The organism is Variovorax sp. dw_954, assembly GCF_018449755.1.
Classification (GTDB): Bacteria; Pseudomonadota; Gammaproteobacteria; order Burkholderiales; family Burkholderiaceae_C; genus Variovorax.
Genome location: NZ_JAAVVD010000030.1, coordinates 52,502 through 76,015, shown reverse-complemented (window position 1 = coordinate 76,015; position 23,514 = coordinate 52,502). Strand labels below are relative to the sequence as shown.

Sequence of the window (23,514 nt, the reverse complement as noted above, 5' to 3'; positions counted from 1 at the left end):
GGCCGAGCGATGGACGGCCTGCGCCCCCTCGAACCCACGTTGCGGCGCGAGGCGCACGGCGCGCCTCGCGGCCGCTGGCGGCGCTTGGCCTCGCCACCGGTCTTCCATCACTGGGCCGGGCGCGCCTTGCCGTGGTTCGCCGCGCTCGCGGCCCTGCTCGCGGTTGCCGGGCTGTTCGTCGGCTTCGTCGTGGCGCCCACCGACCACCAGCAGGGCGAGGTCTACCGCATCATCTTCATTCACGTGCCTGCGGCCTGGATGTCGATGTTCATCTACCTGGTCGCGGCCTTCCATGCGGCCCTGGGCCTGGTCTTCCACACCCGCCTGTCGCCGCTGATGGCGCGCGCCCTGGCACCGACCGGCGCATTGTTCACCATCATCGCTCTGTGGACCGGCATGGCCTGGGGCAAGCCGACCTGGGGGCACTTGGTGGGTCTGGGACGCGCGCCTGACCTCCGAGCTGATCCTGCTCTTCCTGTACCTGGGCTACCTGGGCCTGGTCTCGGCCATCGACGATCCGCGGCGCGCCGACCGGGCCGGGGCCATCCTGCTCTTGGCCGGCGTCGTCAACGTGCCGATCATCTACTTCTCGGTGCAATGGTGGAGCACGCTGCACCAAAGGGCCTCGATCAGTTTCACTGCCGCGCCGACGATGGCGCATACCATGGTGCTCGGCCTGCTGCTGATGGCGCTCGCCTGCTGGGCCTATTCGGTGGCGGTCGCGCTGGCGCGGGTGCGCTGCCTGATCGCCGAACGCGATGCACTGGCGAGGCGCGCATGACGCAAGCCGGCGCCCATCTCCTGTTCATCGTCGTGGCGTACGCCCTGCCTTTGCTGCTGCTGGCCTGCGAGGTCTGGCACGTGGCGCGGCGCGGCCGCGGGCAGACACCGCCACGGGAGGCAGAGGATGAAACCTAGGAACCGGCGCCTGGCCTTCGTCGCTGCCGGCCTGCTGGTGCTGGGCGCGGCGACCTGGCTGGTTCTCGATTCGCTGCAGTCCAACGTGGTGTTCTTCTTCACGCCGAGCCAGGTGGCGGCCCACGCCGCGCCGCGCAATGGCGCCTTCCGGCTCGGCGGGTTGGTGGAGGAAGGATCGCTGCAAAAGGCCGCGGATGGCCTGGCGCTGAGCTTTGTGGTGACTGACCGGGCACAGCGGGTGCCGGTGCGCTACCGCGGCCTGCTGCCCGACCTGTTCCGCGAGGGCAAGGGTGTCGTGGTGTCCGGCCGCCTGCAGGGCGACGGCAGTTTCGCTGCCACCCAGGTGCTCGCCAAGCATGACGAGAACTACATGCCGCCCGAAGCCGCGACGGCACTCAAGCAGGCGCGTCCGGCGGAAGCACGCGCCGCCACGGAGGCAGCGCAGTGATCCCCGAACTCGGTGTGTTCGCACTGGTGCTGGCGCTGCTGCTGGCGCTGGTCCAGGGCAGCCTGCCGCTGGCCGGCGCGCATTGGGGCGTGGCCGGCTGGATGGCGGTGGCGCGGCCGGCCGCGGTGGGCCAGTTCGCCATGGCCATGCTGGCCTTCGCGTGCCTGGCGACTTCGTTCCTGCAGAACGACTTCTCGGTGCTGTACGTCGCTTCCAACTCGTACACGGACCTGCCCGCCGCCTACCGCTTCTCCGCGGTGTGGGGCGGGCACGAAGGCTCCATGCTGCTGTGGCTGTGCATACTGGCGGCATGGACGCTGGCGGTGGCGCGCTTCAGCCGGCAACTGCCGCCGGCCTTCGTGGCACGCGTGCTAGCGGTGATGGGCTGGCTGAGCGTGGGCTTCCTGCTTTTCATCCTGTTCCTGTCGAACCCCTTCACGCGCCTGATGCCGCCAGCGCTGGAAGGACGCGACCTGAATCCGCTGCTTCAGGACCCGGGCATGGTGATCCATCCGCCGATGCTCTACATGGGCTACGTGGGCTTCTCGGTGGCCTTTGCCTTTGCCATCGCGGCCCTGCTCTCGGGTGAGCTGAATGCCGCCTGGGCGCGCTGGTCGCGCCCCTGGACGGCAGCCGCGTGGATGTTCCTGACCCTGGGCATCCTGCTGGGCAGCGCCTGGGCCTACTACGTCCTCGGCTGGGGCGGCTGGTGGTTCTGGGACCCGGTGGAGAACGCCTCCTTCATGCCCTGGCTGGCCGGCACCGCGCTGCTGCATTCGCTGGCCGTCACGGAGAAGCGCGGGGCCTTTCGCAGTTGGTCGGTGCTGCTGGCCATCCTGACGTTTTCGCTCAGCCTGCTGGGCACCTTCCTGGTCCGCTCGGGCGTGCTGACCTCGGTACATGCCTTTGCCGTCGATCCGGGCCGGGGCCTGTACATCCTGGCCTTCATGGTGGCGGTGGTGGGTGGCTCGCTGCTGCTCTTCGGCTGGCGCGCGCCGCGCATCGGCATGGGCGGCAGCTTCGCTCTGCTGTCGCGCGAATCGATGCTGCTGGCCAACAACGTGGTGCTGACGGCGGCCGCCATGTCGGTGCTGCTCGGCACCCTCTACCCACTGGCGCTGGACGTGCTGCGCGGCGAAAAGATCTCGGTCGGGCCGCCCTACTTCGAAGCGGTGTTCATACCGCTGATGGCACCGGCCATCTTCCTGATGGGCGTCGGGCCGGTAGCCCGCTGGAAGAACGCCCACGTGCCCGAACTGGCGCGGCGCCTGCGCTGGGCGCTGGCTGTCGCGGGGGCGGTTGCACTGCTGTGGCCGTTCGCGCTTCCGGCTGAGCAGCGCGCCTGGGCGCCGGTCTCCACCTTCGCCTTGCTACTGGCCGGCTGGGCACTGGGCAGCGCCGGCATTCATGCCTGGCAGCGCCTGCATGAAGGCGCGGGGGACTGGCGCACGCGCGCGCGTCGCCAGCCGCGTGGCTGGTGGGGCATGCTGCTGGCTCACGCCGGCATCGGCGTCTTCATTTTCGGAGTGACGCTGGCCGACGGATTCGAGAGCAAGCGCGAACTGAGCTTGCGGGTGGGCGAGACGGTGTCGCTGGCCGACTACGACTTCCGCTTCGCCGGCGTCGCGCCGGTGCGCGGCCCCAACTACGACGCACAGCGCGCCAGCGTAGTGGTGAGCCGGGCCGGCCACGAGTTGATGACGTTGCATCCGGAGAAGCGAAGCTACCGGGCGCAGCAGATGCCGCTGACGCAAGCGGCCATCGACGTCGGGCCGACGCGCGATCTATTCGTCGCGCTGGGCGATCCCGCCGGGAACGACGCCTGGACCATGCGCCTGCATGTGAAGCCGTACATGACCTGGATCTGGGCCGGCTGCCTGCTGATGGCGCTGGGCGCGCTGCTGGCGGCCACCGACCGCCGCTACCGGCTGGCGCGCGCCACGCGCGCTGCGCCCGGGCCGGTGGCTCTGCCATCGCTGCCGCGGGAGGGCATCTGATGCGCTTCAAGCTGCCGCTGGCGATCTTCCTGGTGTTGGCGCTTCTGCTGGCCGTGGGACTGAGCCGCGATCCCCGCCGCCTGCCCTCGGCACTGGTCGGCAAGCCGGCCCCGGCCATTGACCTGCCATTGCTGGAGGACCCGCAAGCACGCCTGCAGACCGACACGCTGCGCGGTCAGGTCTGGCTGCTCAACGTGTGGGCCTCCTGGTGCGCGCCCTGCCGCGAGGAACTGCCGGTGCTGCAGGAGGCAGCGCGCCGCGATGGCGTCGCCCTCTACGGCCTGAACTACAAGGACCAGGTCGATGCCGCACGCGCGATGCTGAGCCGCAATGGCAATCCCTATCGCGCCTCGGCGGTCGATGGCGATGGCCGCATCGGCATCGACTATGGGGTCTATGGCGTGCCCGAGACCTTCGTGATCGATCGCGAGGGCCGCATCCGCCTGCGACATCCTGGCCCGGTGACGCCGGACATCTGGCGCGACGAACTGATGCCGCTGGTGCGGAGCCTGCAATGACGCGCCGCTGGCTCATGGGGCTCGCCTTGCTGTCGGCGGTGCGGCTCGCACAGGGCGGCCCCGGCCTCGAGGAACGCGAAGCCGCGGTGGCCGCCAACCTGCGCTGCATGGTCTGCCAGAACCAGACCCTCGCGGAATCGAATGCGCCGCTGGCGGCCGACATGCGCCGCCAGATCCGCGAGCAATTGGCTGGGGGCCGCAGCGAGGCGCAGATCCGCGACTATTTCGAGGAACGCTACGGCGCTTTCGTGCGCTACGACCCACCGTTCAGGCCCTCGACCTGGCTCTTGTGGCTGGGGCCTTTCGCGCTCCTGATGCTGGGGCTTGCACTGCTGGCGCGCATAGTGCAGCGCCGCCAACGTGCGGCGCCGCCTCCGTTGACGCCCACGGAGCGCTTTCGCGTCCAAGCCTGGCTGGAGGGTGACGAGCCGTGATCGCACTCTGGCTGGCGGTGGTCGCGCTGATCGCACTGGCGCTGGCCCTGGTGCTGCCACCGCTCTTCAGAAGCACCGGGACGGCGGACATCACGCGCCAGGCGCTGGCGCGCTGCGTCTACGCCGATCAGTTGGCGCAGCTCGGACGCGACCTGGATGCACAGGCCCTGAACGCTGGAGATCGGGCTCAGGCCATTGAGGAACTTCAGCGGCAATGGCTCGAGGAAGCTGCGCAGCCCGCGGCTGCCACGCGCCCTGCCCGGCCCTGGATGGCGTGGGGCGTGGCGCTCGGCCTGAGCCTGGCGTTGCCGGCGGCGGCGCTGTTGCTCTACCAGCGAGTTGGCAATCCGCGCGCCGCCGCTGCGCTGGCCGCCGGCCCAGCCGGCGCGCATGAGCGCTCGGGCCAGGATCTGGAGCAGATGGTGGCGGGCCTGGCCGCGCGGTTGCAGGCGCACCCGGCCGACCTCGAAGGCTGGATCGTGCTGGCGCGTTCGTACGAAGTCCTGCAGCGCTACGACGATGCGGTGCTGGCCTATCGTAAGGCCATCGAACTGGCGCCGGGCCAGCCGCAACTGCTGGCCGACTACGCGGATGCGCTCGGCTCGACCCGCCAAGGCGACCTTGGCGGCCCGGCGCAGGAGGCCATCGACGACGCGCTGGCCATAGATCCGCAGCACCCCAAGGCGCTGGCGCTGGCCGGCATGGCGGCCTACCAGCGCGGCGATACAGCCCAGGCGCGCGTGCGGTGGGAAGCAGTACGGGGCCTACTGCCGCAGGACTCCGAAGCGTTGCGCGACATCGAGGCCAACCTGGCGCAACTGGATCCGCCGAAAGCGTCCACCGACCCGCCGGTCGCTGCGCATGTCGGCGGCACCGTATCGATCGCGTCGACGTTGCGCGACCGGGTTCCACCGCAAGCCACCGTGTTCGTGCTGGCGCGGGCGCCGTCGGCCGGGCGCATGCCGCTCGCCGTGCTGCGCCTTTCTGCCAAGGACCTGCCCGCTCGCTTCGTTCTCGACGACAGCATGGCCATGTCACCCGACCGGCCGCTATCGCGCTTTTCGCCGCTGACCATCGAAGTGCGGGTGAGCATTTCTGGTCAGGCGTCCCCCCAACAAGGCGATTTGTATGGCGCTGTGCGCGACGTCGCGCTCGGGCAAGACAACCTTGCCTTGCTCGCTGACGAACAGGTCAAGTGACCATGGACTTGTGGTCTCGCGCTATTGGTTGTGCAGCGCGTCATGCTGCGATGCCGGCGGTCACAGTGAATGGGAGCGTGCTACCTGTTGGAGACCGTCGACAGCGACGTACTGGCCAATGCAAATCCGCGTGGCCGCGAATCGCGGTCACGCAAGTGAGCTTCATCCCCTGCCGACGCGCAGCACGGTGACGAGCAGCAAAGCATCCCGCGAGGCCTCGATCTCGTGCGATTCGCCACCCGGCAGCGCCATCAGTTGGCCCGCGCCCAGCTGGCGCCTGCATTGCGAGGTGACCACGTTCACCTCGCCCGCCACGCACTGGATGGTGATCTCGCCGGGGACATGATGCGCCGGCAGCCTATGTCCTTGTGGCAGGTTCAGTTGCATCAGTTGCATGTGCGCCGTCTTCAACAGGCTGCTGCTGACAGAGGTGCCGCGTGCCTCATGCGTGGCATGAAGATCGATCACATCGAGGAGTTGGGCGTGCTTCAAGGCCATGGCGTGCCTCCCGTTCAGTTGAGATGGATCAATGCCGCGACCTTGTAATGCGGTCCGGCAGGCGTAAGATATATATTATATGAATCTTATGTCGGAGAACTAACTTGGGCTCGCCGGACCTCTGCACCGAACAGGAAATTGCACGCATGGTGCACAGCTTCTACGAGGCGGTGCGCCAGGACGAGTTGATTGGGCCGACTTTCAACGCCCGTGTCGGCGACTGGGACCATCACCTCGCGAAGCTGGTGGACTTCTGGTCGTCGATCCTGCGCGGTACGCGTCGCTTCAACGGCACGCCCATGCCCAAGCACGTGGCCCTGCCCGATCTGAGCGCCGAATCGTTCGAGCGCTGGCTGCGCTTGTTTCGCGAGACGACCGCCGCACAACCCAATCGGGCCATGGGCGAATTTGCGTACGAGATGGCCCAGCGCATCGCCCAAAGTCTCTGGTACGGCTATCAGATGAGCCTCCGCCCGGCGACTGCGCCGACGGAATTGCAGGATGTCTGAACTGCTCCGCATCGCCGAGCCAGCGCGTGCGCAGACCTCGCCGCAATGGCAGGCATTTCTGGAACTCGGGTTTCGCCCGCTGTATCTGGCTGGCTGCCTCTGGGCCGCCGTTTCGATAGCGCTGTGGGTCTGTGCACCGCAGCTCCTCACGGGGGCCCTGCCGGGCGTGCTCTGGCACGCGCATGAGATGCTCTGGGCTTTCATTGCCGCCATCGCCGTAGGCTTTCTGCTGACGGCCACAAGCAATTGGACCGGAATCAATCCGTTGAGCGGCACCGCGCTCGGCATCTTGCTAGCGCTGTGGTCGATCGCGCGCATCGGCTACCTGGTGCCGGGCGCCATCGCCTTCTGGGTTGCAGCCTGCAGTGAACTTGCCTTCTTTGCCTGGGCCGCAGCGGCATTGGGCAGGGCCATCTATGGTGCCCGCAGCCGCCGCAATTACGGCCTCCCGCTCCTGGTCCTGGGACTCGGAGTGGCCGACGCGCTCTACCTTCTGGCCGCGCGTCAAGGCGACCACGCACTGCTGCTGCAGCGCTTCAACCTGGGCTTGCTGTGCATGGCCGTGATCGCGTTGCTGGTGGCACGGCGCGTCATTCCATTCTTTGCCATGCGCGCCGTTCCTGGTTTGACGATCCCGATGCATACCCGCAGCGGCCATTGGCAGATCGGCGCCGGCCTGATCGCGGTGCTTGGCGGCCTGCTGCAAATTCGCTCCGTCACGGCGGGTGCACTGGCGGCGGCCGGCGGCCTCGCACTGATCCAGGTGCTGGCGTGGCGGCCGTGGGCAGTGCTACGCGTGCCACTGCTCTGGATCCTGTACGCCGGCTATGCCGCGCTAGGCGCAGGACTGCTCGTGGCCGCCGTGCAGGCGATGGGCTGGATTGTGCGGGCCGCATGGCCGGCGCATGTCATCGGCACCGCGGGGTTTTCGGTTCTGATCATCGGAATGGTGACGCGCACCGCACTCGGCCATCTGGGCAGGCCGCTGGAAACCGACCGCGCCATGGTGATCAGCTACGCGTTGGTCATCGTGGCCGCGGCACTGCGCCTGGTGGCGCTGCTGCCCACAACCATCGCCCTCGGCGCGCTGCACGCCTCGGCAGGCGCATGGGTGCTGGCCTTTGCGCTCTACCTGTGGCGCTTCTTCCCGATGTTGATCCGCCCGCGGGCCGACAGGCCTGTCGCAGATGTTGCGCTGCGCGCGTCGCGCTGACCGGAGAATTTTCGATGCACCTGACTACGATGACCGACTACGCGCTGCGCCTGCTGATCTACGTCGCGCAGCGTCCCGATCGCCTATGTACGATCACCGACGTGGCCCAGGCTTACGGCATCTCGGAGGCTCACCTGATGAAGATCACCCACCAGCTTGGCCAGCAGGGGTGGATCAAAACCGTGCGCGGCAAGGGAGGGGGCATGCGACTGGCCCACCGACCCGAGGACATCAACCTCGGGACGCTGGTGCGCGGCGTGGAGCCCGACTTCGAACTGGTCGAGTGCTTCGCGACAGGCAGTGCCTGCGCGCTGACGGGCCACTGCGGGCTGGCCGGCGTGCTCGACGGCGCCTTGCAGCGCTTTCTGGCGCACTTGGACGGATTCACGCTGGCCGACGCGCTGGAGACGACCGATGCTACACGCCTCGATTGGCGCCGCGTGAGCGTGCACCGGCGCGCGCTGTCATGAGCCATCCCATCCTGCTCGTCCTGCATCTGCTGGCCGCCTTGGTTTGATCGGCACCGTATTCTTCGAGGTGCTGGTCCTGAAGAACGGCCGGTCGAAGCATCAGACTTGCGTCACGCCGCCATCGGCGACCAAGTCCATGCCGGTCGAGAAGCTACTTTCGTCCGAAGCCAGGAACAGCGCCGCCGCAGCCATCTCCGCCGGACGCCCCATGCGCCCGAGCGGAGTCATGCCAGCAAACATCTTGCGAGCGCCATCAGCCTCGTCCTTCGTCTTGAGGGGGCCGTCGATGATGGACGTCTCGATGGCGCCCGGCGACAGCGTGTTCACGCGAATGCCGGCTTCCTTCAGTTCCATCGCCCAGGTCCGAGCGAATGAGCGCACCGCAGCCTTGGTGACCGCATAGGCCCTTCATGTGCATGCCCGAAGATACCAGCACCACGGCGCCACCGCGCGTCATCAGCGGAAGCGCCTTCTGCACAGTGAAGAACACGCCGCGGGCGTTGACGCCGAAAGTTTATCGAAGTGCCCGGGAGTTGCTACGGCCAGCGGCGCGTGTTCGACAAAGCCGGCGCTGGTGACGACGATGTCCACCACGCCCTTCTCTGCCTTGACTTGGGCAAACAGGCGGTGTAGGTCTTCCAGATTGGAAACGTCACCCTGGACGGTTGACACGTTGCGGCCGAAATAAGCCTTGGCCTTCTCCAGTTCTGACTGGCGACGGCCGGTGATGAAAACGTAGGCGCCTTCTTCCACGAAGCGTCTGGCTGTGGCAAGGCCGATGCCGCTGCTGCCACCGGTGATGACGGCGACCTTTCCGTTGAGTTTTGACATGATGCACACCTTTCACAGATTCAATGGCTGGCTGCCACGACGCGTGGCATGGAGCGAAAGGTAGAGGTTCAGCGCTTCTGGCAGAAGACCGGACAGGGGCATTCAATGCATGCCGGCCTGGAATGTTCCCGCACCGCGGCGGTCGATTCTCATCGCACACGAAGGTGCGGCTCGGACTCACAGACCTCGGCCAGGAAGTCGGTGAACACGCGCACGCGACTAGGCACTCGGCGGCCGCTCGGGCTGACGGCATGGATGGGGAAAGGATGAGGGGCAAACTCGCTCAGGAGTTCCTTGACCTGGCCCGATGCAATCTCTGGCGCGAACAGCCAGCTTGCGGCTTGGCAAATCCCGACGCCGCCGATGACCGCGGCGCGCAAGTGTTCGGCGTCGTTCGAGCGAACGGGGCCATCCGGCCCACGCCCGCTCCACTAAGCCCTTATATTACGGGTGAATCTTTCGTTTCATCATCTAGTAGATTTACTCCCGCGCCGCCCAATGGTCAACAAGCTCCCGAATCCGACTCACGGGCCGCGGGTCCTCTTTCTCAAAGCAGGAGAGCCGTCTGAGGCCGCGGTTCGAATCCTCGAAGTCGCGGAGCGCCTGTTCGCCGAGAAAGGGATTGAAGCGGTTACCACGCATAGCATCGTGACTGCGGCCGGCCAGAAGAACCGTGCTGCAGTTCTCTACCACTTCGGAAAACTGCCGGACCTGCTGGCAAGCCTTATCAACCGGCGACTTCGTCACGTCAACGCGTTGCGACATATTCATCTCGATGCGATGGAGGCGCGCGGCAGAGGCGACGATGTCCGCGGCATCGTTACGGCGATCGTACAGGCCTTGACGGACACCGTGCGCGAGACGCCTTGGGGCCGCTACTACGTCCAGGTGCTAGCGCAGACGACGTTCAGCCCCAGTCTCATGACCAGCGACGTCGTCGAACCCGCGAATTTGGGGGGAATCTTGCGAGCGCGTCGATTGCTGCAGGCTGCGCTCGCGGACCTGCCTCGGCCCGTGCTTGACCAGCGCATCGTGTGGATGTCGGACAACGTGGTGTATTCGGTGGCACGGTGGGTACGCGAAGAAGGCCCCGCTCTGCGCGAACCTGGCATGGTCGACGACTTGGTGGACTACTGTGTGAACGGGCTCCAAGCGCCCGTAACGCACGCCGATTCGAAGCGCAAAGTTGCCCCACGCTCCAAGCGTACAGGCATGGCACGCTACTTCACCTAGGTCCAGATCCCTACGGCCGACAGGCACGGAAGCGCACGCGGTCTTGATGAGACCGGGCAGATCCATTGGTCCATTTCCACAGGTCCCCGTACGCCGCCGCGCCGCGGTCCCTCCGTCAGCACTCGCGCTCGTGGCGCGCCAACGGCTGACTTGGATACCCAGGATCCCGTGCACGGGACAGCGACCGGCCGCGGCAATAAGACGTTGTATTGACACTTTGACGGCGCGATTGGTCGAGCGACTGGCGGCCGCTCTCGTCCGTCACCTGAGAGACTCGGTTTGAGACCCTCATGGGGAAAACCCGATTCCCGCAAATCTCATTGGCAAGGATGATTTGCGAAATTAATATGAAGGCTTAATCAATCCGAATCCACCTCGTTGCAAACCATGAAGATTTCCTTCAGTGCACGCTTTGAGGCTAGCACCAGAAGCCCCGCAGACCGGTTTTGACAACCGTTGTCCGTGCGGCAAGCGACCGACCGCAAGTCCACGTCTCCACATTCGTTTTTTGTCTTTCGCTTCCTCTTGCCCGGGCGCAAGAGCTTCCCTGTAACAAGAGCATTTCATCCATGAAGAAGACCATCATTGCCCTGGCTGCGCTATCTGCCATTGGTTCGGCCACGGCGCAATCGTCCGTGACCTTGTTCGGCGTCGTCGACATTGGCGTCAGCTACTACGAGACCAACAGCAAGTACCAGAGCAACGGCGTCCTGCCCGCGACGCCGAAGCCGGACCTCACGCAGAACCAATGGGCCTTGTCCAATGGCGGAAACGCAGGCGGCCGAGTGGGCTTCCGGGGTCAGGAAGACCTTGGCGGCGGGCTGGCCGCGGGCTTCTGGCTGGAGTCCTCAATGTGGGGCGATGTGGCGACGGTGGGCCGCGGCGCGCTCTACTTCGACCGGCGCTCGACGGTGAGCCTGCTCGGGCCTTTCGGCGAAGTGCGGCTCGGCCGTGACTACAGCCCGACCTTCTGGAACGACGCGGTCTTCGATCCTTTCGGCAACGCTGGCTCGGGCAGCAGCCTGATCGTGCAGACGCTGGGCAGCGCGTTCCCGACCCTGGCCCTGAACCGCGGGTTCTACGCGCGCAAGTCCAACTCGGTCGGCTACTTCCTGCCGCCCAGCCTGGGCGGCTTCTACGGCCAGGTGATGTATGCGTTCAACGAGGTGGTCCACTCGGATGCGCTGAACGATCCGACGACCGCCAACAACGCGCGCCTGGGCCGCTATGCGGGCGGACGCGTCGGCTACGCCAATGGCGCGCTCGACGTGGCCGTGGCCTACGGCGGGAGCACGGTCGCAGACAACTACCGCTTCGGCTCGACCACCAACGTGACCACCTTCAACGCCGGCGCCTCGTACGACTTCGGTCCGGTGAAACTCTTTGGCGAGTACTCGAAGGTCGACGTCAAGACCGACTTCGTGAACATCGCCAACTTCCCGCTCACGCCCGCGTTGAGCCCGCCGGCCGACCTCGATACCAACAACTATCTGGTCGGCCTGACCATCCCGATCGGGGTGGGCATGATCAAGGCGTCGTACGCGCAGGTGAAGGGGGAGTTTTCCAACTTCACGCGCATCGGGGCGGTGCCGGTGACCACGCCGCCGCCGAAGGCGCGCAAGTACGCCATCGGCTACGTCTACAACCTGTCGAAGCGCACGGCGTTGTACACCACCTTCGCGGTGACGGACAACGGGAACGGTGCGGCCATCTCGCCGGTCAGCGTGACCTCGGCCGACACGGGTCCGGGCTACACCAACACGATCAACTCCTCGGCGCCCGGCTATCGGGCGGGACGTGGCTACGGCTACGACTTCGGGATCCGGCACGCGTTCTGAGCCTAAAAACGGCAGTTGCACCCGACCATTGAGTGGGCGAATCCAGCACTGGCGAGGTGGACCGCCCCTCATTTTGAGGAGGCTCCTTGGCTTGAGTCCAGCGTCTTGTCTCTGTGGGGTTGTGCGAAAACGGGTCCGCTTGCGTTTGCGCGCAGGCGGCACGGGCATCGGGGTAGTGTCTTGTGCAAGGCCGCGGCGATAAGCAGCCGCAAAGTCGTGATCGACGAAGGCACGTGGCGCTGCGTACGCTGGGCTACCGCGAGGCTTGTAATGCGTGGGTAAGGCAGGTTCTTCGCGTCGTGCAGCGTTCTTTTTGCCGGCGCTCTCGGGATGGCGCAGTTGCTGGGCCATCAAGAAGCCGTACGCGCCGATGCTCAGGCTGGCATGGTGATGGAACCCCCGCCAGCTCTGCCTTCGTAGTGCCCGAGCCCCGGTTCCTGCTTGAGTTCCTGGTAGTCGATGCGCCAGCGCATAAGGCAACCCGTGGGCGCTGGGAATGACGATGTTCGCGGTTCAGCCGGCTGGAGTGAAGCGGAACATGCCGGCGCTTCCCGGAAAACAGCCGCTCAGCGAAAGAAGTGATCGAGGCCCTGTATCGCCTTGACGCGGCTGCGCACCGGAATCACGCGCGAAACCGGCGCACCGAGCCCGCCAACGGCAAAGTCGACCAAGTCTTGCGCAACATCGACAAGCATCCGGTCGGCTGCGTCAGCCCGGCTCCAGCGGGCCAGGCCGAGGATCACGTTTTCGTTGGCCCATACGAATCGGTCGTCCAGCACCGGGGGCGGAACCCCAGGCAGTGCGGCGTGCAGTAGCTTGCGCACGCGCAGGAAGCCCGTGAGCTTGCCGCGATCGATGAGATCGCTGCGCATGATCCGCGGATTGAGGACCGACTGCGCAAGCACCTGCACATAGTCCGCGCCCCATGCGGTCGAAGCAATGGTTTGCTGCAACGGCAGGACGACCGCCTCGAACACGTCTCGCCCATTGCCCCCTCGGCCTTCACGTTCGATCTTGTCGAGCATGACGTTGCGCAGCCCGTTGATGTGGTCCAGCCGCATGTTTAGCACGTTCGACACGATGGCTTGGCGTGACCCGAAGTGGTAGTGCAGCGCGGACGCGTTTCGATGCCCCGACATCGACACGATGCGCGACAAGGCGACGCCGTCCACACCCTCTTCCGCAAAAAGCCGCTCGGCGGTTTCCAGGAGGCGGCGCGCGCTCTCGCCGGCTTCGACGGGAGCGGTCGCTGCAGCTGCTGGCGATGAACTGTTGCGGGGGGCGCGTTGCATGTGATGGATTGTGGGTGGCAAGAACTGTCGCACGGGTCCTGTCGAAAGTGCGGGTGTCTCCGAGGCGATAGGTGGATTCTAATGTAAGGCATTACATTAATTCAACACATTAAAACCCATCTGGAGACCTCCATGAATCTGAGTCGACGACTCGCACGCCTGCTGTCCGTGACCGTGTTGGCCCTGCCGCTTGCCAGCGCCCAGGCGGCAGAACCCCTTTCGCCGGCCAAGGCCAGAGCCCTTGCAAGCGACCTCTACATCTATGGCTATCCGATGGTGCTGATGGAAACGACCATGCAGCAGCAAACCAACGTGCCGGATGCCACGTCGGTGCCCATGCGCGCCCCGGTCAACCAGTTCGCGCACTTCCGCACCTTCCCCGGCGCCGAATCGCGCGACGTGGTGCGCTACAACTTCGACACGCTGTATTCCTTCGCATGGGTCGACGTGAGCAAGGAGCCGATCGTGCTCACCGTGCCCGACAGTGGCGGTCGCTACTACCTCGTGCCTTCGCTCGACATGTGGACAGATGTCTTTTCGGTGCCGGGCACGCGGACCACCGGCAACACCGGCGGCAACTTCGCGATGGTGCCGCGCGGCTGGCAGGGGCAATTGCCTGCAGGCGTGACGCGCGTCGAGACGCCTACGTCGATGACCTGGATTACGGGTCGCACGCAGACCAACGGTCCCGCCGACTTCCCGAACGTCCACAAGATCCAGGACGGCTTCAAGCTCACGCCGTTGAGCCGCTGGGGCAAGCCCGAAGTCAAGGCCGCGCCGGCGCGCGTGGATGCATCCATCGACGCCAAGACCCCGCCGCTGGTGCAGGTCGGCAAGCTTGACGGCGTGACGATGCTCACCCGCCTGGCGGAGTTGATGAAGAAGAACCCGCCGCATGCAAGCGACTACCCGACACTGATGCGCGCCGCAGCCATCGGACTCGCGCCGGGCCTGTCGTTCGACGCATCGAAGCTGGACCCGGCGACGATCGAGGCGATCAACGCCGGGGCGCAGGATGCCAAGGCCCGCCTGCAGAAACGCCTGCGTGACTTCGGCACACGCGTGAACGGATGGAGGGTGCTTACGGAAGGCATCGGCAGCTATGGCAGCAACTACGAGCAACGCGCCGTGATCGCGCTCGCCGGACTCGGCGCCAACCTGCCCGAAGACTCGATCTACCCCACCACCTTCGTCGACGCCGATGGCAAGCCATTCTCTGCGGACAAGAGCTATGTGCTGCACTTCGACAAGGACAAGCTGCCGCCGGCCGATGCGTTCTGGTCGGTGACCCTGTACGACACGCAGGGCTTCCAGGTGGCCAACGCGATCAACCGCTTTGCCATCGGCGACCGCGATGCACTGCAGTTCAACGCGGATGGCTCGCTCGACCTCTACATCCAGGGCAAGCCGCCTGGCAGCGGACGGGATTCGAACTGGCTGCCGGCACCGCAGAACGGCAACTTCTCGCTGACGATGCGGGTGTACCTGCCGCGCGCGGAAGCATTCACCGGCGGCTGGGTACCGCCTGGCGTGAAGCGCATGACCGAAGCCCTGTGATCATGAGAAAGCTCCCCATGAACCGTTTCCTCTCCCTTTGCGTCGCGGCTGCCGCCGCCGTCCTTTCGACCGGCTGTGCCCAATCGCCGCCGGCCGCGGGCGCATATGTCTTCGAGCGCGGCTATCCCACGGCGGACACGTCGCGGCGCGTTCGTGACGACGTCGACTTCCAGCGTGCAGTGACGGCTTACCGCTTCTGGTATCCGACCGTTTCCGTCGAAGGCGTTTTCAATGGCAAGCGGACTGCCGGCATCCAGGACAACCAGGCTTTCAGCATCGTCGCTGCCGGCCCACGGCAGGTGGGCTTCACGCTGAACTCGGACACGCCCTACGGCTCCGGCGTCGTGGACGTCTCGCAGGGTCCGATGGTGATCGAGCTGCCGCCGGGGCCGTACATCGGCCTGGTGAACGATCACAACCAGGGCTGGGTCCAGGACCTGGGCCTGCCCGGACCGGACCAAGGCAAGGGCGGCAAGCATCTCGTCCTGCCGCCGGACTACCAGGGCGACCCGCCGGCCGGCTATTTCGTCGGCCGCTCGAAGTCTTTCAAGAACCTGCTCGCGCTGCGCGCGTTGCCTGTTGGAGGAAACGTCCCCAAGGCCCTCGACGCATTGCGCGCGGTGAAGATCTATCCGCTGTCGACCGCCGCGCAGCCGCAGGTGCTGAAGGTGGTGGACACGTCGGCGCAAGCCACCGACAGCTCGTCGCTGGCGTGGGAGGACAACATTGCGTTCTGGCAGCAACTGAGCAAGGTCATCAGCGCCGAGCCGCTGGTTCCGCAGTACCTGCCGATGTATGGCCTCTTGTCCGCGCTGGGCATCGAACGCGGCAAGCCGTTCAATCCCGACGCCCGCATGAAAGGCATCTTGGAAAAGGCCGCCAGGGCCGGTCGCGACCAGTTGCTGGTCTCGGCCTTCGACAGTGCGCGTGCGGACCGCAAGAACTGGCCAGACCGCCAGTGGGAATGGGTCGGCCTGGTGCCCGGCAGCGCCCAGTTCGAGACGCCTGCGGGCATCGACCTGGAAGCGCGCGACCGCTGGTTCGCCCAAGCCATCGTGACCTCGCCCGCGATGTTCCGCCGCAGCGCCGGTGCGGGATCGCTCTACTGGATGAGCGTGCGCGATGCCAAGGGCGTGTACCTGGACGGCGGCAAGAACTACAAGCTCACGATGCCCACGCCGGTTCCAGGCAAGTTGTTCTGGTCCGTGACCGTCTACGACACCGCGACGCGCTCGCAGGTGCAGACGGACCAGGACAAGGGTGCGCTGCGCTCGCTGTTCGAACTCAAGGATGCGCCTACGAACGCGCCGCTGGATCTCTACGTCGGCCCGACCGCGCCGCCGGGCAAGGAAAGCCGGTGGATCAAGACGACGCCCGGCAAGGGCTGGTTCGCCTACATCCGCATCTACGGACCGGAGCAGGCTGCGTTCGACAAGAGCTGGGCGCCGGGCGACTTCGAGTTGGTGAAATAGCGGCAAGCGTCGCAGCTCCCGAACAACCGCCCGCCCCGTGAAGACCGCTTCGGTTTGCACTATCCTTCGCACCGCCCCGATCGTTGCGCCACAACCTCCAGGATGCCTGAATGAAACACCTCAGCGGCCTTGATGCAACCTTCCTGCACGCTGAAACGCCAGAGACGCCGATGCACGTAGGCGGCCTGCATTTGCTGGAACTCCCTGCTGGCTACGATCGGGACTTCTACGAGGACGTGAAGGCGCATGTCGCGAGCCGCATGCAGTCTTCACGCGCAAGCTCGCCCTGATGCCCTTCGAGCTGTCCAACCCGGTGTGGGTGGAGGACGACGAGGTGGACCTCGACTACCACGTGCGGCGCGTCTCGCTGCCGCGGTCCGGCACGATGAAGCAGCTCGAGCAGTACGTGGCGCGACTGCATTCGACGCTGCTGGATCGCAGCCGGCCGCTGTGGGAGTTCTTCGTGATCGACGGGCTGCAGGGTGGCGGCGTCGCGCTGTATTCGAAGCTGCATCACGCGGGCATGGACGGCCAGGCGGGCACTGCATTCGCGCACGCGATCATGGACCTGACGCCCGAGCCCCGCGCCATCAAGCCTCCGCGGCAGATCGCGCGCGGCAAGCACCAGCAGCTCGGCGTGGCCGAACTCGCGGGCGCCGCGCTGACCAACACGCTGCAGCAGTACGTGAAGCTGGTGAAGACCTTTCCTGACATGGCGCGCGCGGTGAAGAGCCTCGTCATCCCGCAACCGAAGAGCGGGGGCAGCACGCGCTGGAGTATTCCGAAAAATATCAACATCCTCGGTCCGCGAACCCCGCTCAACGTGGCGATCACGAACCAGCGCGCCTATGCAGCGCGCTCGATCCCGATGGCCGAGGTCAAGGTGATCGGCAAGCGGCTGGGCGCGAGCCTCAACGACGTGGTGCTCGGCCTCTGCGCGGGCGCACTGCGCCGCTACCTGTCCGATACCGGCAGCCTTCCGAAGAAGCCGATGACGGCGGCTATCCCGGTCACGCTGAGAGAGTCCGGCGATACCTCGTCGAATAACCAGGTCTCGATGACGATCATGACGTTGGCGACCGACGTGGCCGATCCGGTGCAGAGAATCAAGGCCATTGCCGAATCGTCGGCCGCTGCGAAATCCCTGATGGGCAGCATCAAGACCTCGATACCGACCGACTTTCCTTCGTTCGGCGCGCCCTGGCTGATGTCGGGCCTGGTCTCGATGTATGGCCGCTCGCAGCTCGCGGACCGGCTGCCCCCGGTCGCCAATGTGCTGATCTCGAACGTGCCGGGACCGCAGGTCGGGCTCTACTTCGCCCGCGCGAAGCTTCTGACCTACTACCCCGTCTCGATTCCGAGCCATGGCATGGCGCTCAACATGACCGTGCAAAGCTACAACGGCATGCTGGATTTCGGTCTCATTGCCTGTCGCCGCGCGGTGCCGGACGTGGCGGACATCGCCGAATATGTCGTCGAGGAGCACCGCGCGCTGCTCGCGCATGTGAATGCGCTCGACGCGCCGGCGGCCCCGTCCACCGCCAAGGTCTCCCCACGCAAGGCCGCGTCGCGGCATTGAGGGCAGTCCTTTCAAATCGGAGTCCTCGTCAGGGTTTCCGTCTTGCTGCCATCAGGTCTTCACCATGACGGGAGGCGGTCTCCAGCAGGACAAGTGATGAATGCACATCTACAAACCAGCATCTGGACGCTGCTGCACAACGGCGCAACGCAGCGAGAGATCGCGCGCGTCACGGGCATCTCGCGTAACACCATTCGCGGCTATCATAATCAGAAGCAGTTCGCCAGCCAAGGCGACGCCGAGCCGCCGGGCGCAATCGGCAGCAGGCCGATCCAAACTGCTCCGCATTGACCATCGACCCGGCCGCCCGGCTCAGCGCCGAGCAGCATCACGCCGGCATGCGAGCCGCTCCGCGCCTTCATCGAGTCGCAGTTGAAGCTCAACCGCAACGCGATGGCCGTGTACCAGGACCTGGTCGACCGGTTCGGCTTGCCGCCGCCGCCATTTGCCGCTTCACCTGAGCCCCCACTCACCAAGCCCAGTGCACACCCACTCGACCGCTCCAGCCATTGCCGCCGCTGCTGTCGAGCGATCGGTTGTAGTCGATCGAGCCAAATGCCGTCAGGTTGCGCGCGACGCGGCCCGACATGCCAATGCCGACCTGCGCCCAGGTCGCGCCGAGCGGAGCGGTCAACGCGACCGCGTTCAAGCCCTGGAGATTGGTGAACGTGGTGGTCGCGTCGGGGGCGAAGGCGTGCCACACGTTGAAGCGGGCCCAGGCCGTGTAGCCGCTTGCGCCTGCGCCTTCTCCAATGCTGCGCGTCAGCCGTGCGCCAAGGCGGGCGTAGCCCCTGTGGGTGTCGTCGAATGCGACCCCACCACGGAGGTCGCCACTGTCGTCCAGCCGCGTCCATTGGTAAACGAGTTGCGCCTGCGGCTCCACGTCCCATCCCGCCCCGAGCGCGAAGGGATAGCCAGCCTCGACAGATGCGGCTGCGCCCCAGCCGCTCGTCTTCAAATCCTCGCCCAGGGCAGAGTGGGTCTTGACGCTGTCGTAGCGCGTGGCCTGCAACACGCCGTCGACATACCAACCCGAAGCGCCCTTGCGCGTCCAGTAACCACCCAGCGAATAGCCGTACATCGACGCCGTGCCGGCCTTGCCGCCATAGACGCTGTCGACATTGCCGTCGATGTGCCCGATCGCCACGTAGGTGCCCGCCACGTCGCTCCTGCCGGCCCCGTCTGTGGTGCGTAGCAGATCGACGCCCGCCTGCATGCCGCCTTCGGTGAAGTCGTAGGCGGGCCCATGGCGGCGGAAGTCGACAAGCTGGTCGACGAGGGCAGCGCTGCCGCGCTCGTTCGCCTGTCGGCTCGCGCCATACACGCGCGCCCATGTTCCCTCGTGCCGCTGGCCCTCCATGGCAGGGTCGACGTTGTCTTCGCCGGCGCGGTCATGGTATGTGCCGAGCATCGCGATGCCGAGTCGGTTGGCGAGCAACGGCAATGCCATGTCGAGCGGCACCTCCACGCGGTAGTTGGGCACCGATGCCAACGGCGATGGCGTTGGCGTTGCTGCGGGATCGGGTGATGGCGCTGTTGCAGGCGGTGGCGCCTCGCCGGTGGGTGCGCCCTGTGGGGCCGGCGGGGCTGGTGCAACCGGCGGTGGCGGCGGTGGTGCGGGCGGCGGCTCCGCAGGTGGCGGCGCTGGCGGTGCCGTCAAAGTCGTGCGCAAGTACCAGCTGTTCGCATTGGCCGCCCCGCCTCGGTTCAATTGGTATTCGTACGCACCTGCTGCCACGCGATTGCCGAGCGTGAATGCGCCCGCATTGGTCGTGCCGCCATTGGCCGCATCGACCACGAGGAGTCCGTCGCCCGTTGTCAACGCGCCGCCGCCGGTGCCGGCGATCCGCATGGCAGACGAACCCGTCGCCGTGCCGCCATTGATGACCAGCTTGTCGGACGGCGAATTGTCCGGGCCCAGGAAAGTGTTGAGCGCCAGCATGCTGCCGGGCAGGCCGGCGTAGCTGGTCACCGTCATCGAATTGCCTGGCGTGCCGCCGGCAGCACCGATCTGCGCGAGGCCCGCGTTCTGCAAGAGGCCATGTATGGTGAAGCCGCCATTGCCACCGGCCAGGATTGCAGGCTTCGCAAGAGACAGTGTCGGCTTGCCGCGCAGCGCGTTGGCAGCCGAGTTGGCCGGGGTGGTATCTGCGATCGCATCGGCCACCTTGAGCGACCCGTTATTGATCACGCTGCCCGTCACACTGCCGTAACCACCCATGGCGGCACCCGCGTTGACCGTGACCGTACCGCCGCCGCCCAGCGTCGCGCCCGGACTGCTCGCATCCCCGACGACAAGTGTGCCGGCGCTGACCGTCGTGCTGCCCGAGTAGCTGCTCGCGCCCTGGAGGATCAGCATCCCGGCGCCTGTCTTGACCATCGCGCCTGCGCCGGAGATCGCGCCTTCGTAGATCAGCGTGTTGGAACGGTTGAAGGTCAGCAGTCCATCGTCGATCACGTCCGTCACGACGCTGCCGGTGGTGCCGCCGTTGCCAAGCTGCAGCGCACCGGCGAGCGCGATCCGCGTGCTGCCGGTGTAGGTGTTGTCGGCCGTGAAGATGGTCGTGCCAGACAGCGCATTGACGCTGCCGTTGCCGCTGACGACCGGCGCAAATTCGTACGCACTCGACGTGTGATTGAAATTGATAGCGCCTGTGCCGGCGCCAAGGCTCACAGTGGACGTGCTGAGCGTGCCCGGAGCGACCGGCGCGCTGCCCAGCGCGGCACCGATATTGAGCGTGCCGTTCGAGCCAGCAAAGTAGGCCAGGTAGGTCGCAGGGGCACTGACCAAGGCACCTTCGTTGACCGTGAGCGTGCCGGTCCCGCCATTGCCGACGGTCAAGTCTGGCCCGGTGTTCGTCCAGCTCGAACCTGCGCCAGTGACGGTGGCGTCGCCCTGCCCGCCGGCGAGCCGACCGACGAAGCCTTGTGCGCTGGTGACCGCAGCGCCGCCCGAAACGAGCAGCGAGCCCGTTCCCGATCGCGCCACTTCAAAGGTCGAGTCGCTCACCAGGGTCGAGCGGGGTCCCGTGACCTGCGCCGCAGCGTGCGCGTCTGCGTTCTCGCCGATCACGAAACTGCCGCCGCGCACGAGGCCGCCTTGGTCGACCGTCAACGTGGACGTTCCCGACAATATGCTCAGTAAGTCCGTTGTCGTCCAATTGGAACCCGTGCCGCTGACGCGCAACGTGGCCTGGCCGGTGGGTTGCCCTGCGGCTATCGCGAACTGGCTGCGAACAGTCCCGCCGTTCTCGACCGTCAGCGCGCCTGCGCCGTCGTTGCCGATGGTCAGACCGCTGCCGGTGACCCAGGTCGATCCGCTGCCGGTCACCGTCACGGCGCCTTGCGAACCCGCGGCCTGCCCGATGACGCTCACCGAGTTGTTCACCTTCCCGCCGCCTTCGATCCTCAGCGCGCCGGCGCCGGAATTGCCGACCATGACCGTCGCGGCCGGCGAGTTGATCGAACCTCGCACGCTCAGCGTGCCCGCCTCGACGGTGGTGTTTCCCGCGTAGGTATTCGCGCCTGTCAGCGTCGTCGTGCCGGTGCCGGCCTGGGTCAGACTTCCGGCTCCGCTGACGACGCCTGAATAGGTCAACGCGTCGCTGCGATTGAAGACCAGCGCGCCGTTGTCCACGATGTTGCCTGCCACTGTGCCGCTCGCCCCGCCGGTGCCGATATGCAACTGCGTTCCTGACCGCACGGTGACAGGGCTGGTCAGCGCGCCACTGACGCGCAGCACACCGCTTTCAACCTGCGTGTCGTTGAACGCACCGCTGCCTGAAAAGGTCCAGTCGGTCCCGGTCATGCGCAGGGTCTCGAAGTTGGCAAAGGTGTTGGAGGCCGTGCCTGTTCCTTGCAGGATCACGCCGTCTGTCCCCGTGCCGCCGTCGGCGAGGCCGATGACCTGCGAGCCCGTTTGAAGAACCAGCGTGTCGTTGCCAGCGCGCAGGTCTATAGCAGTGCCGGCGTCGCTGCGGATCAGGCCGGAGTTGATCAGCGTCTCCTGCCCGTTCACGCCGCGCACTGCAAAGCTGCGCTCGCTGATGATGATGCCCGTGTTCTCGATCCGTGCCACGAAGCCGCCGCCCGTGGTGTTGGACAGCACCCCGTCGGAATTGACGCCCGAAGCCCGGATGGTGCCGGTGTTCAGCAAGGTGTTGTTGTTGCCCTGCATGTAGACACCGAAGGCGTCCCGGCCTCCGACCAGGAGATCGCCGCTGTTAATGAAGGTGCTATCGCCGTCGTCCGCACGCATGCCGTTGCCACGCTGGCCGCTGACGTTGACCGTGCCGCGGTTTTCCAGCGTATTGCGCGCGCCGGACAAAACGTAGAGGCCGTGTGCGCCCGTGCCACTGACGTTCAGAATTCCCTCGTTGCGCAGCAGGTTGCCGGCGCTGCTGGCGATTTCCATGGCGCTGGAGCCAATACCGCTGGCAGTGACAACGCCGCCGGCCATGTTTTCCACTGTGTTGCCGGATCCGCCGCTCACGAACATGCCGAACGCACGATTCACGGTTTCAGAACTTCCGCCGGAAGTCGTGATCGATCCTGCGTTGATCATCGACGAGTTGGTCGTGTCGTTGAGCAGCATCCCGTGCGAACCTTGGCCGCGCGTGACGATGGTTCCGTCGTTGCGCAGCGTGTGGCCGTCGCCGGTATCTGCGGCCATCCCGAAGGCTTCATCCAGATTGGATTCGATCACTCCGGTGGCGGTGTTTGTCAGCACCGAGCGATTGCTAAGCTCTACGAACATCCCCGAGCCCTGAAAGGTGTTCAACGTAATCCGACCTGCGTTGATCAGTTGGTTGCCTTCGTTGTTGGAGCCAAGCAGGCCGGCGGCGAAATCGCCCGAAATTGTGATCCTTCCCCCGACTTCATTGCGCAGCACGTTGTTGTTCGCGATGCTGACGAAACTCAGAGAGTTGAACCCGCTTGTGGCGAGCGTTCCATAGTTACGCAGCGTGCTGTTTTCGCCGAAAGCGATCACGCCAAAGTACGCTTCGTCCGTGGAGACCGGTTGAATGCTTCCGTAGTTGTTGAGCTGTGCGCCCGCGCCAAGCAGGATCAGATCGTGATTCCCCGTGATCACCGCATCTGGGTTGACATTGACCGTCACGCCGGAGGCCGCGGACGCATCGAGTTGCACGGTGGTCGGAGCGGGCCCGCTGCATGTGACCGTCTGGCCATCGGTAGGAGGGTTGGGCAGGCAGTCGGCCCTGGCGTTTCTGTAGATCGTCGATGCAAGCGTGCCGGCGACGACATACGCCGACATTGTGGCCAAGGGTGCGAGGCGTTGGCGACCCGCACAGTTGGTGCGCGGCTTCCGCGCGGGCATAGCTGAAAGCAAAGATGACATTCAAGATCCTTTGTTGTCATACTCACGTGCGCGCCGCACGCGATTGCCGGCACTATGCTTAATTTGCACACACGCACCTTTTCGTTCAGCGTCCAGGGGTGTCTCTCCTCCCATACAACCCCTTGCCTTCCGGTCGCGGCTGCGGCGTG

19 protein-coding genes and 4 pseudogenes are annotated in these 23,514 nt (G+C 65.9%); 17 read left to right on the top strand and 6 right to left on the bottom strand.

Going from position 1 to position 23,514, the window contains the following annotated elements; genetic code table 11:
* Window positions 1-9: 9 nt before the first annotated feature.
* The 7 genes and pseudogenes from ccmC (at window position 10) to ccmI (ending at window position 5,514) form a co-directional block, all read left to right on the top strand.
* Window positions 10-781 (top strand): annotated as a pseudogene (ccmC, locus tag HB681_RS32340) (heme ABC transporter permease CcmC).
* Window positions 778-918: a heme exporter protein CcmD gene (ccmD, locus tag HB681_RS32335; protein WP_213958984.1), complete on the top strand. Its 141-nt coding sequence runs from the start codon at window positions 778-780 to the stop codon at window positions 916-918. The pseudogene ccmC and the gene ccmD overlap by 4 nt, the downstream one beginning before the upstream one ends.
* Window positions 908-1,366: a cytochrome c maturation protein CcmE gene (gene ccmE, locus HB681_RS32330; protein ID WP_213958983.1), complete on the top strand. Its 459-nt coding sequence runs from the start codon at window positions 908-910 to the stop codon at window positions 1,364-1,366. The genes ccmD and ccmE overlap by 11 nt, the downstream gene beginning before the upstream one ends.
* Window positions 1,363-3,363 carry a heme lyase CcmF/NrfE family subunit gene (locus HB681_RS32325; protein WP_213958982.1) on the top strand — a complete coding sequence of 667 codons (2,001 nt, stop codon included), beginning with the start codon at window positions 1,363-1,365 and terminating at the stop codon, window positions 3,361-3,363. The genes ccmE and HB681_RS32325 overlap by 4 nt, the downstream gene beginning before the upstream one ends.
* Window positions 3,360-3,881 carry a DsbE family thiol:disulfide interchange protein gene (locus HB681_RS32320; protein WP_256354389.1) on the top strand — a complete coding sequence of 174 codons (522 nt, stop codon included), beginning with the start codon at window positions 3,360-3,362 and terminating at the stop codon, window positions 3,879-3,881. Before HB681_RS32325 ends, HB681_RS32320 begins: the two co-directional genes overlap by 4 nt.
* A gap of 14 nt (window positions 3,882-3,895) precedes the next feature.
* Window positions 3,896-4,315: a cytochrome c-type biogenesis protein gene (locus tag HB681_RS32315; RefSeq protein ID WP_256354390.1), complete on the top strand. Its 420-nt coding sequence runs from the start codon at window positions 3,896-3,898 to the stop codon at window positions 4,313-4,315.
* Complete coding sequence (ccmI, locus tag HB681_RS32310) at window positions 4,312-5,514, top strand: c-type cytochrome biogenesis protein CcmI (protein WP_213958979.1); 1,203 nt, start codon at window positions 4,312-4,314, stop codon at window positions 5,512-5,514. The genes HB681_RS32315 and ccmI overlap by 4 nt, the downstream gene beginning before the upstream one ends.
* A gap of 162 nt (window positions 5,515-5,676) precedes the next feature.
* Here ccmI and HB681_RS32305 read toward each other — a convergent pair whose 3' ends face one another.
* On the bottom strand, window positions 5,677-6,012 hold the full coding sequence (locus HB681_RS32305; protein WP_213958978.1) for a cupin domain-containing protein: 336 nt from the start codon (window positions 6,010-6,012) through the stop codon (window positions 5,677-5,679).
* A 104-nt stretch (window positions 6,013-6,116) separates the two neighbouring features.
* On the opposite strand from HB681_RS32305, the gene HB681_RS32300 reads away from it, so the two are divergent.
* The 3 genes from HB681_RS32300 to HB681_RS32290 are packed head-to-tail and all read left to right on the top strand — an operon-like array spanning window position 6,117 to window position 8,204.
* A complete protein-coding gene (locus HB681_RS32300; protein ID WP_213958977.1) occupies window positions 6,117-6,521 on the top strand; it encodes a group III truncated hemoglobin in 405 nt (134 codons plus the stop codon).
* Complete coding sequence (locus tag HB681_RS32295; protein WP_213958976.1) at window positions 6,514-7,734, top strand: NnrS family protein; 1,221 nt, start codon at window positions 6,514-6,516, stop codon at window positions 7,732-7,734. The genes HB681_RS32300 and HB681_RS32295 overlap by 8 nt, the downstream gene beginning before the upstream one ends.
* Before the next feature lie 14 nt (window positions 7,735-7,748).
* The gene (locus tag HB681_RS32290; RefSeq protein WP_213958975.1) at window positions 7,749-8,204 is read left to right on the top strand and encodes an Rrf2 family transcriptional regulator; all 456 of its coding nucleotides are present in this window, start codon (window positions 7,749-7,751) and stop codon (window positions 8,202-8,204) included.
* Window positions 8,205-8,303: 99 nt separating this feature from the next.
* Here HB681_RS32290 and HB681_RS32285 read toward each other — a convergent pair.
* Together HB681_RS32285 and HB681_RS32280 are read right to left on the bottom strand one after the other, a co-directional pair.
* Window positions 8,304-9,035: pseudogene (locus tag HB681_RS32285) on the bottom strand (SDR family oxidoreductase).
* 149 nt (window positions 9,036-9,184) lie between these two features.
* A pseudogene (locus HB681_RS32280) lies at window positions 9,185-9,445 on the bottom strand (LysR substrate-binding domain-containing protein); the annotation flags it as partial.
* 88 nt (window positions 9,446-9,533) lie between these two features.
* Here HB681_RS32280 and HB681_RS32275 point away from each other — a divergent pair.
* Both HB681_RS32275 and HB681_RS32270 read left to right on the top strand, forming a co-directional pair.
* On the top strand, window positions 9,534-10,268 hold the full coding sequence (locus HB681_RS32275; RefSeq protein ID WP_213958973.1) for a TetR/AcrR family transcriptional regulator: 735 nt from the start codon (window positions 9,534-9,536) through the stop codon (window positions 10,266-10,268).
* A 569-nt stretch (window positions 10,269-10,837) separates the two neighbouring features.
* Window positions 10,838-12,106, top strand: a complete 1,269-nt coding sequence (locus tag HB681_RS32270) for a porin (RefSeq protein WP_213958972.1) — start codon at window positions 10,838-10,840, stop codon at window positions 12,104-12,106.
* A 231-nt stretch (window positions 12,107-12,337) separates the two neighbouring features.
* Here the strand turns inward: HB681_RS32270 and HB681_RS38485 are convergent.
* A pseudogene (locus HB681_RS38485) lies at window positions 12,338-12,579 on the bottom strand (IS701 family transposase); the annotation flags it as partial.
* Window positions 12,580-12,672: 93 nt separating this feature from the next.
* Window positions 12,673-13,398 (bottom strand): TetR/AcrR family transcriptional regulator, encoded by a 726-nt coding sequence (locus tag HB681_RS32260; RefSeq protein WP_213958971.1) that lies wholly within the window; start codon window positions 13,396-13,398, stop codon window positions 12,673-12,675.
* Between the two features lie 132 nt (window positions 13,399-13,530).
* Here HB681_RS32260 and HB681_RS32255 point away from each other — a divergent pair, with 132 nt between their 5' ends.
* The 5 genes from HB681_RS32255 to HB681_RS32240 all read left to right on the top strand — a co-directional run bounded on the left by HB681_RS32255 (window position 13,531) and on the right by HB681_RS32240 (window position 18,297).
* Complete coding sequence (locus HB681_RS32255; RefSeq protein ID WP_256354377.1) at window positions 13,531-14,955, top strand: DUF1254 domain-containing protein; 1,425 nt, start codon at window positions 13,531-13,533, stop codon at window positions 14,953-14,955.
* 17 nt (window positions 14,956-14,972) lie between these two features.
* Entirely contained in the window at window positions 14,973-16,427 is a 1,455-nt protein-coding gene (locus HB681_RS32250; RefSeq protein ID WP_213958970.1) for a DUF1254 domain-containing protein, read from the top strand.
* A gap of 110 nt (window positions 16,428-16,537) precedes the next feature.
* Window positions 16,538-16,717, top strand: a complete 180-nt coding sequence (locus HB681_RS38480; RefSeq protein WP_256735185.1) for a wax ester/triacylglycerol synthase family O-acyltransferase — start codon at window positions 16,538-16,540, stop codon at window positions 16,715-16,717.
* Window positions 16,717-18,006: a wax ester/triacylglycerol synthase family O-acyltransferase gene (locus HB681_RS32245; protein WP_256735184.1), complete on the top strand. Its 1,290-nt coding sequence runs from the start codon at window positions 16,717-16,719 to the stop codon at window positions 18,004-18,006. The genes HB681_RS38480 and HB681_RS32245 overlap by 1 nt, the downstream gene beginning before the upstream one ends.
* A 96-nt stretch (window positions 18,007-18,102) precedes the next feature.
* Complete coding sequence (locus HB681_RS32240) at window positions 18,103-18,297, top strand: hypothetical protein (protein ID WP_213958969.1); 195 nt, start codon at window positions 18,103-18,105, stop codon at window positions 18,295-18,297.
* 178 nt (window positions 18,298-18,475) lie between these two features.
* Here the strand turns inward: HB681_RS32240 and HB681_RS32235 are convergent, their stop codons facing one another.
* Window positions 18,476-23,281: an autotransporter outer membrane beta-barrel domain-containing protein gene (locus tag HB681_RS32235; protein WP_213958968.1), complete on the bottom strand. Its 4,806-nt coding sequence runs from the start codon at window positions 23,279-23,281 to the stop codon at window positions 18,476-18,478.
* Window positions 23,282-23,514: the final 233 nt, after the last annotated feature.

Bases quoted from the DNA above. Each gene is read 5' to 3' on its own strand.
- ccmD (WP_213958984.1), top strand. From the start codon at position 778: ATGACGCAAGCCGGCGCCCATCTCCTGTTCATCGTCGTGGCGTACGCC.
- ccmE (WP_213958983.1), top strand. From the start codon at position 908: ATGAAACCTAGGAACCGGCGCCTGGCCTTCGTCGCTGCCGGCCTGCTG.
- HB681_RS32315 (WP_256354390.1), top strand. From the start codon at position 3,896: ATGGGGCTCGCCTTGCTGTCGGCGGTGCGGCTCGCACAGGGCGGCCCC.
- HB681_RS32305 (WP_213958978.1), bottom strand. From the start codon at position 6,012: ATGGCCTTGAAGCACGCCCAACTCCTCGATGTGATCGATCTTCATGCC.
- HB681_RS32295 (WP_213958976.1), top strand. From the start codon at position 6,514: ATGTCTGAACTGCTCCGCATCGCCGAGCCAGCGCGTGCGCAGACCTCG.
- HB681_RS32290 (WP_213958975.1), top strand. From the start codon at position 7,749: ATGCACCTGACTACGATGACCGACTACGCGCTGCGCCTGCTGATCTAC.
- HB681_RS32275 (WP_213958973.1), top strand. From the start codon at position 9,534: ATGGTCAACAAGCTCCCGAATCCGACTCACGGGCCGCGGGTCCTCTTT.
- HB681_RS32270 (WP_213958972.1), top strand. From the start codon at position 10,838: ATGAAGAAGACCATCATTGCCCTGGCTGCGCTATCTGCCATTGGTTCG.
- HB681_RS32260 (WP_213958971.1), bottom strand. From the start codon at position 13,398: ATGCAACGCGCCCCCCGCAACAGTTCATCGCCAGCAGCTGCAGCGACC.
- HB681_RS32255 (WP_256354377.1), top strand. From the start codon at position 13,531: ATGAATCTGAGTCGACGACTCGCACGCCTGCTGTCCGTGACCGTGTTG.
- HB681_RS32250 (WP_213958970.1), top strand. From the start codon at position 14,973: ATGAACCGTTTCCTCTCCCTTTGCGTCGCGGCTGCCGCCGCCGTCCTT.
- HB681_RS38480 (WP_256735185.1), top strand. From the start codon at position 16,538: ATGAAACACCTCAGCGGCCTTGATGCAACCTTCCTGCACGCTGAAACG.
- HB681_RS32245 (WP_256735184.1), top strand. From the start codon at position 16,717: ATGCCCTTCGAGCTGTCCAACCCGGTGTGGGTGGAGGACGACGAGGTG.
- HB681_RS32240 (WP_213958969.1), top strand. From the start codon at position 18,103: ATGAATGCACATCTACAAACCAGCATCTGGACGCTGCTGCACAACGGC.
- HB681_RS32235 (WP_213958968.1), bottom strand. From the start codon at position 23,281: ATGTCGGCGTATGTCGTCGCCGGCACGCTTGCATCGACGATCTACAGA.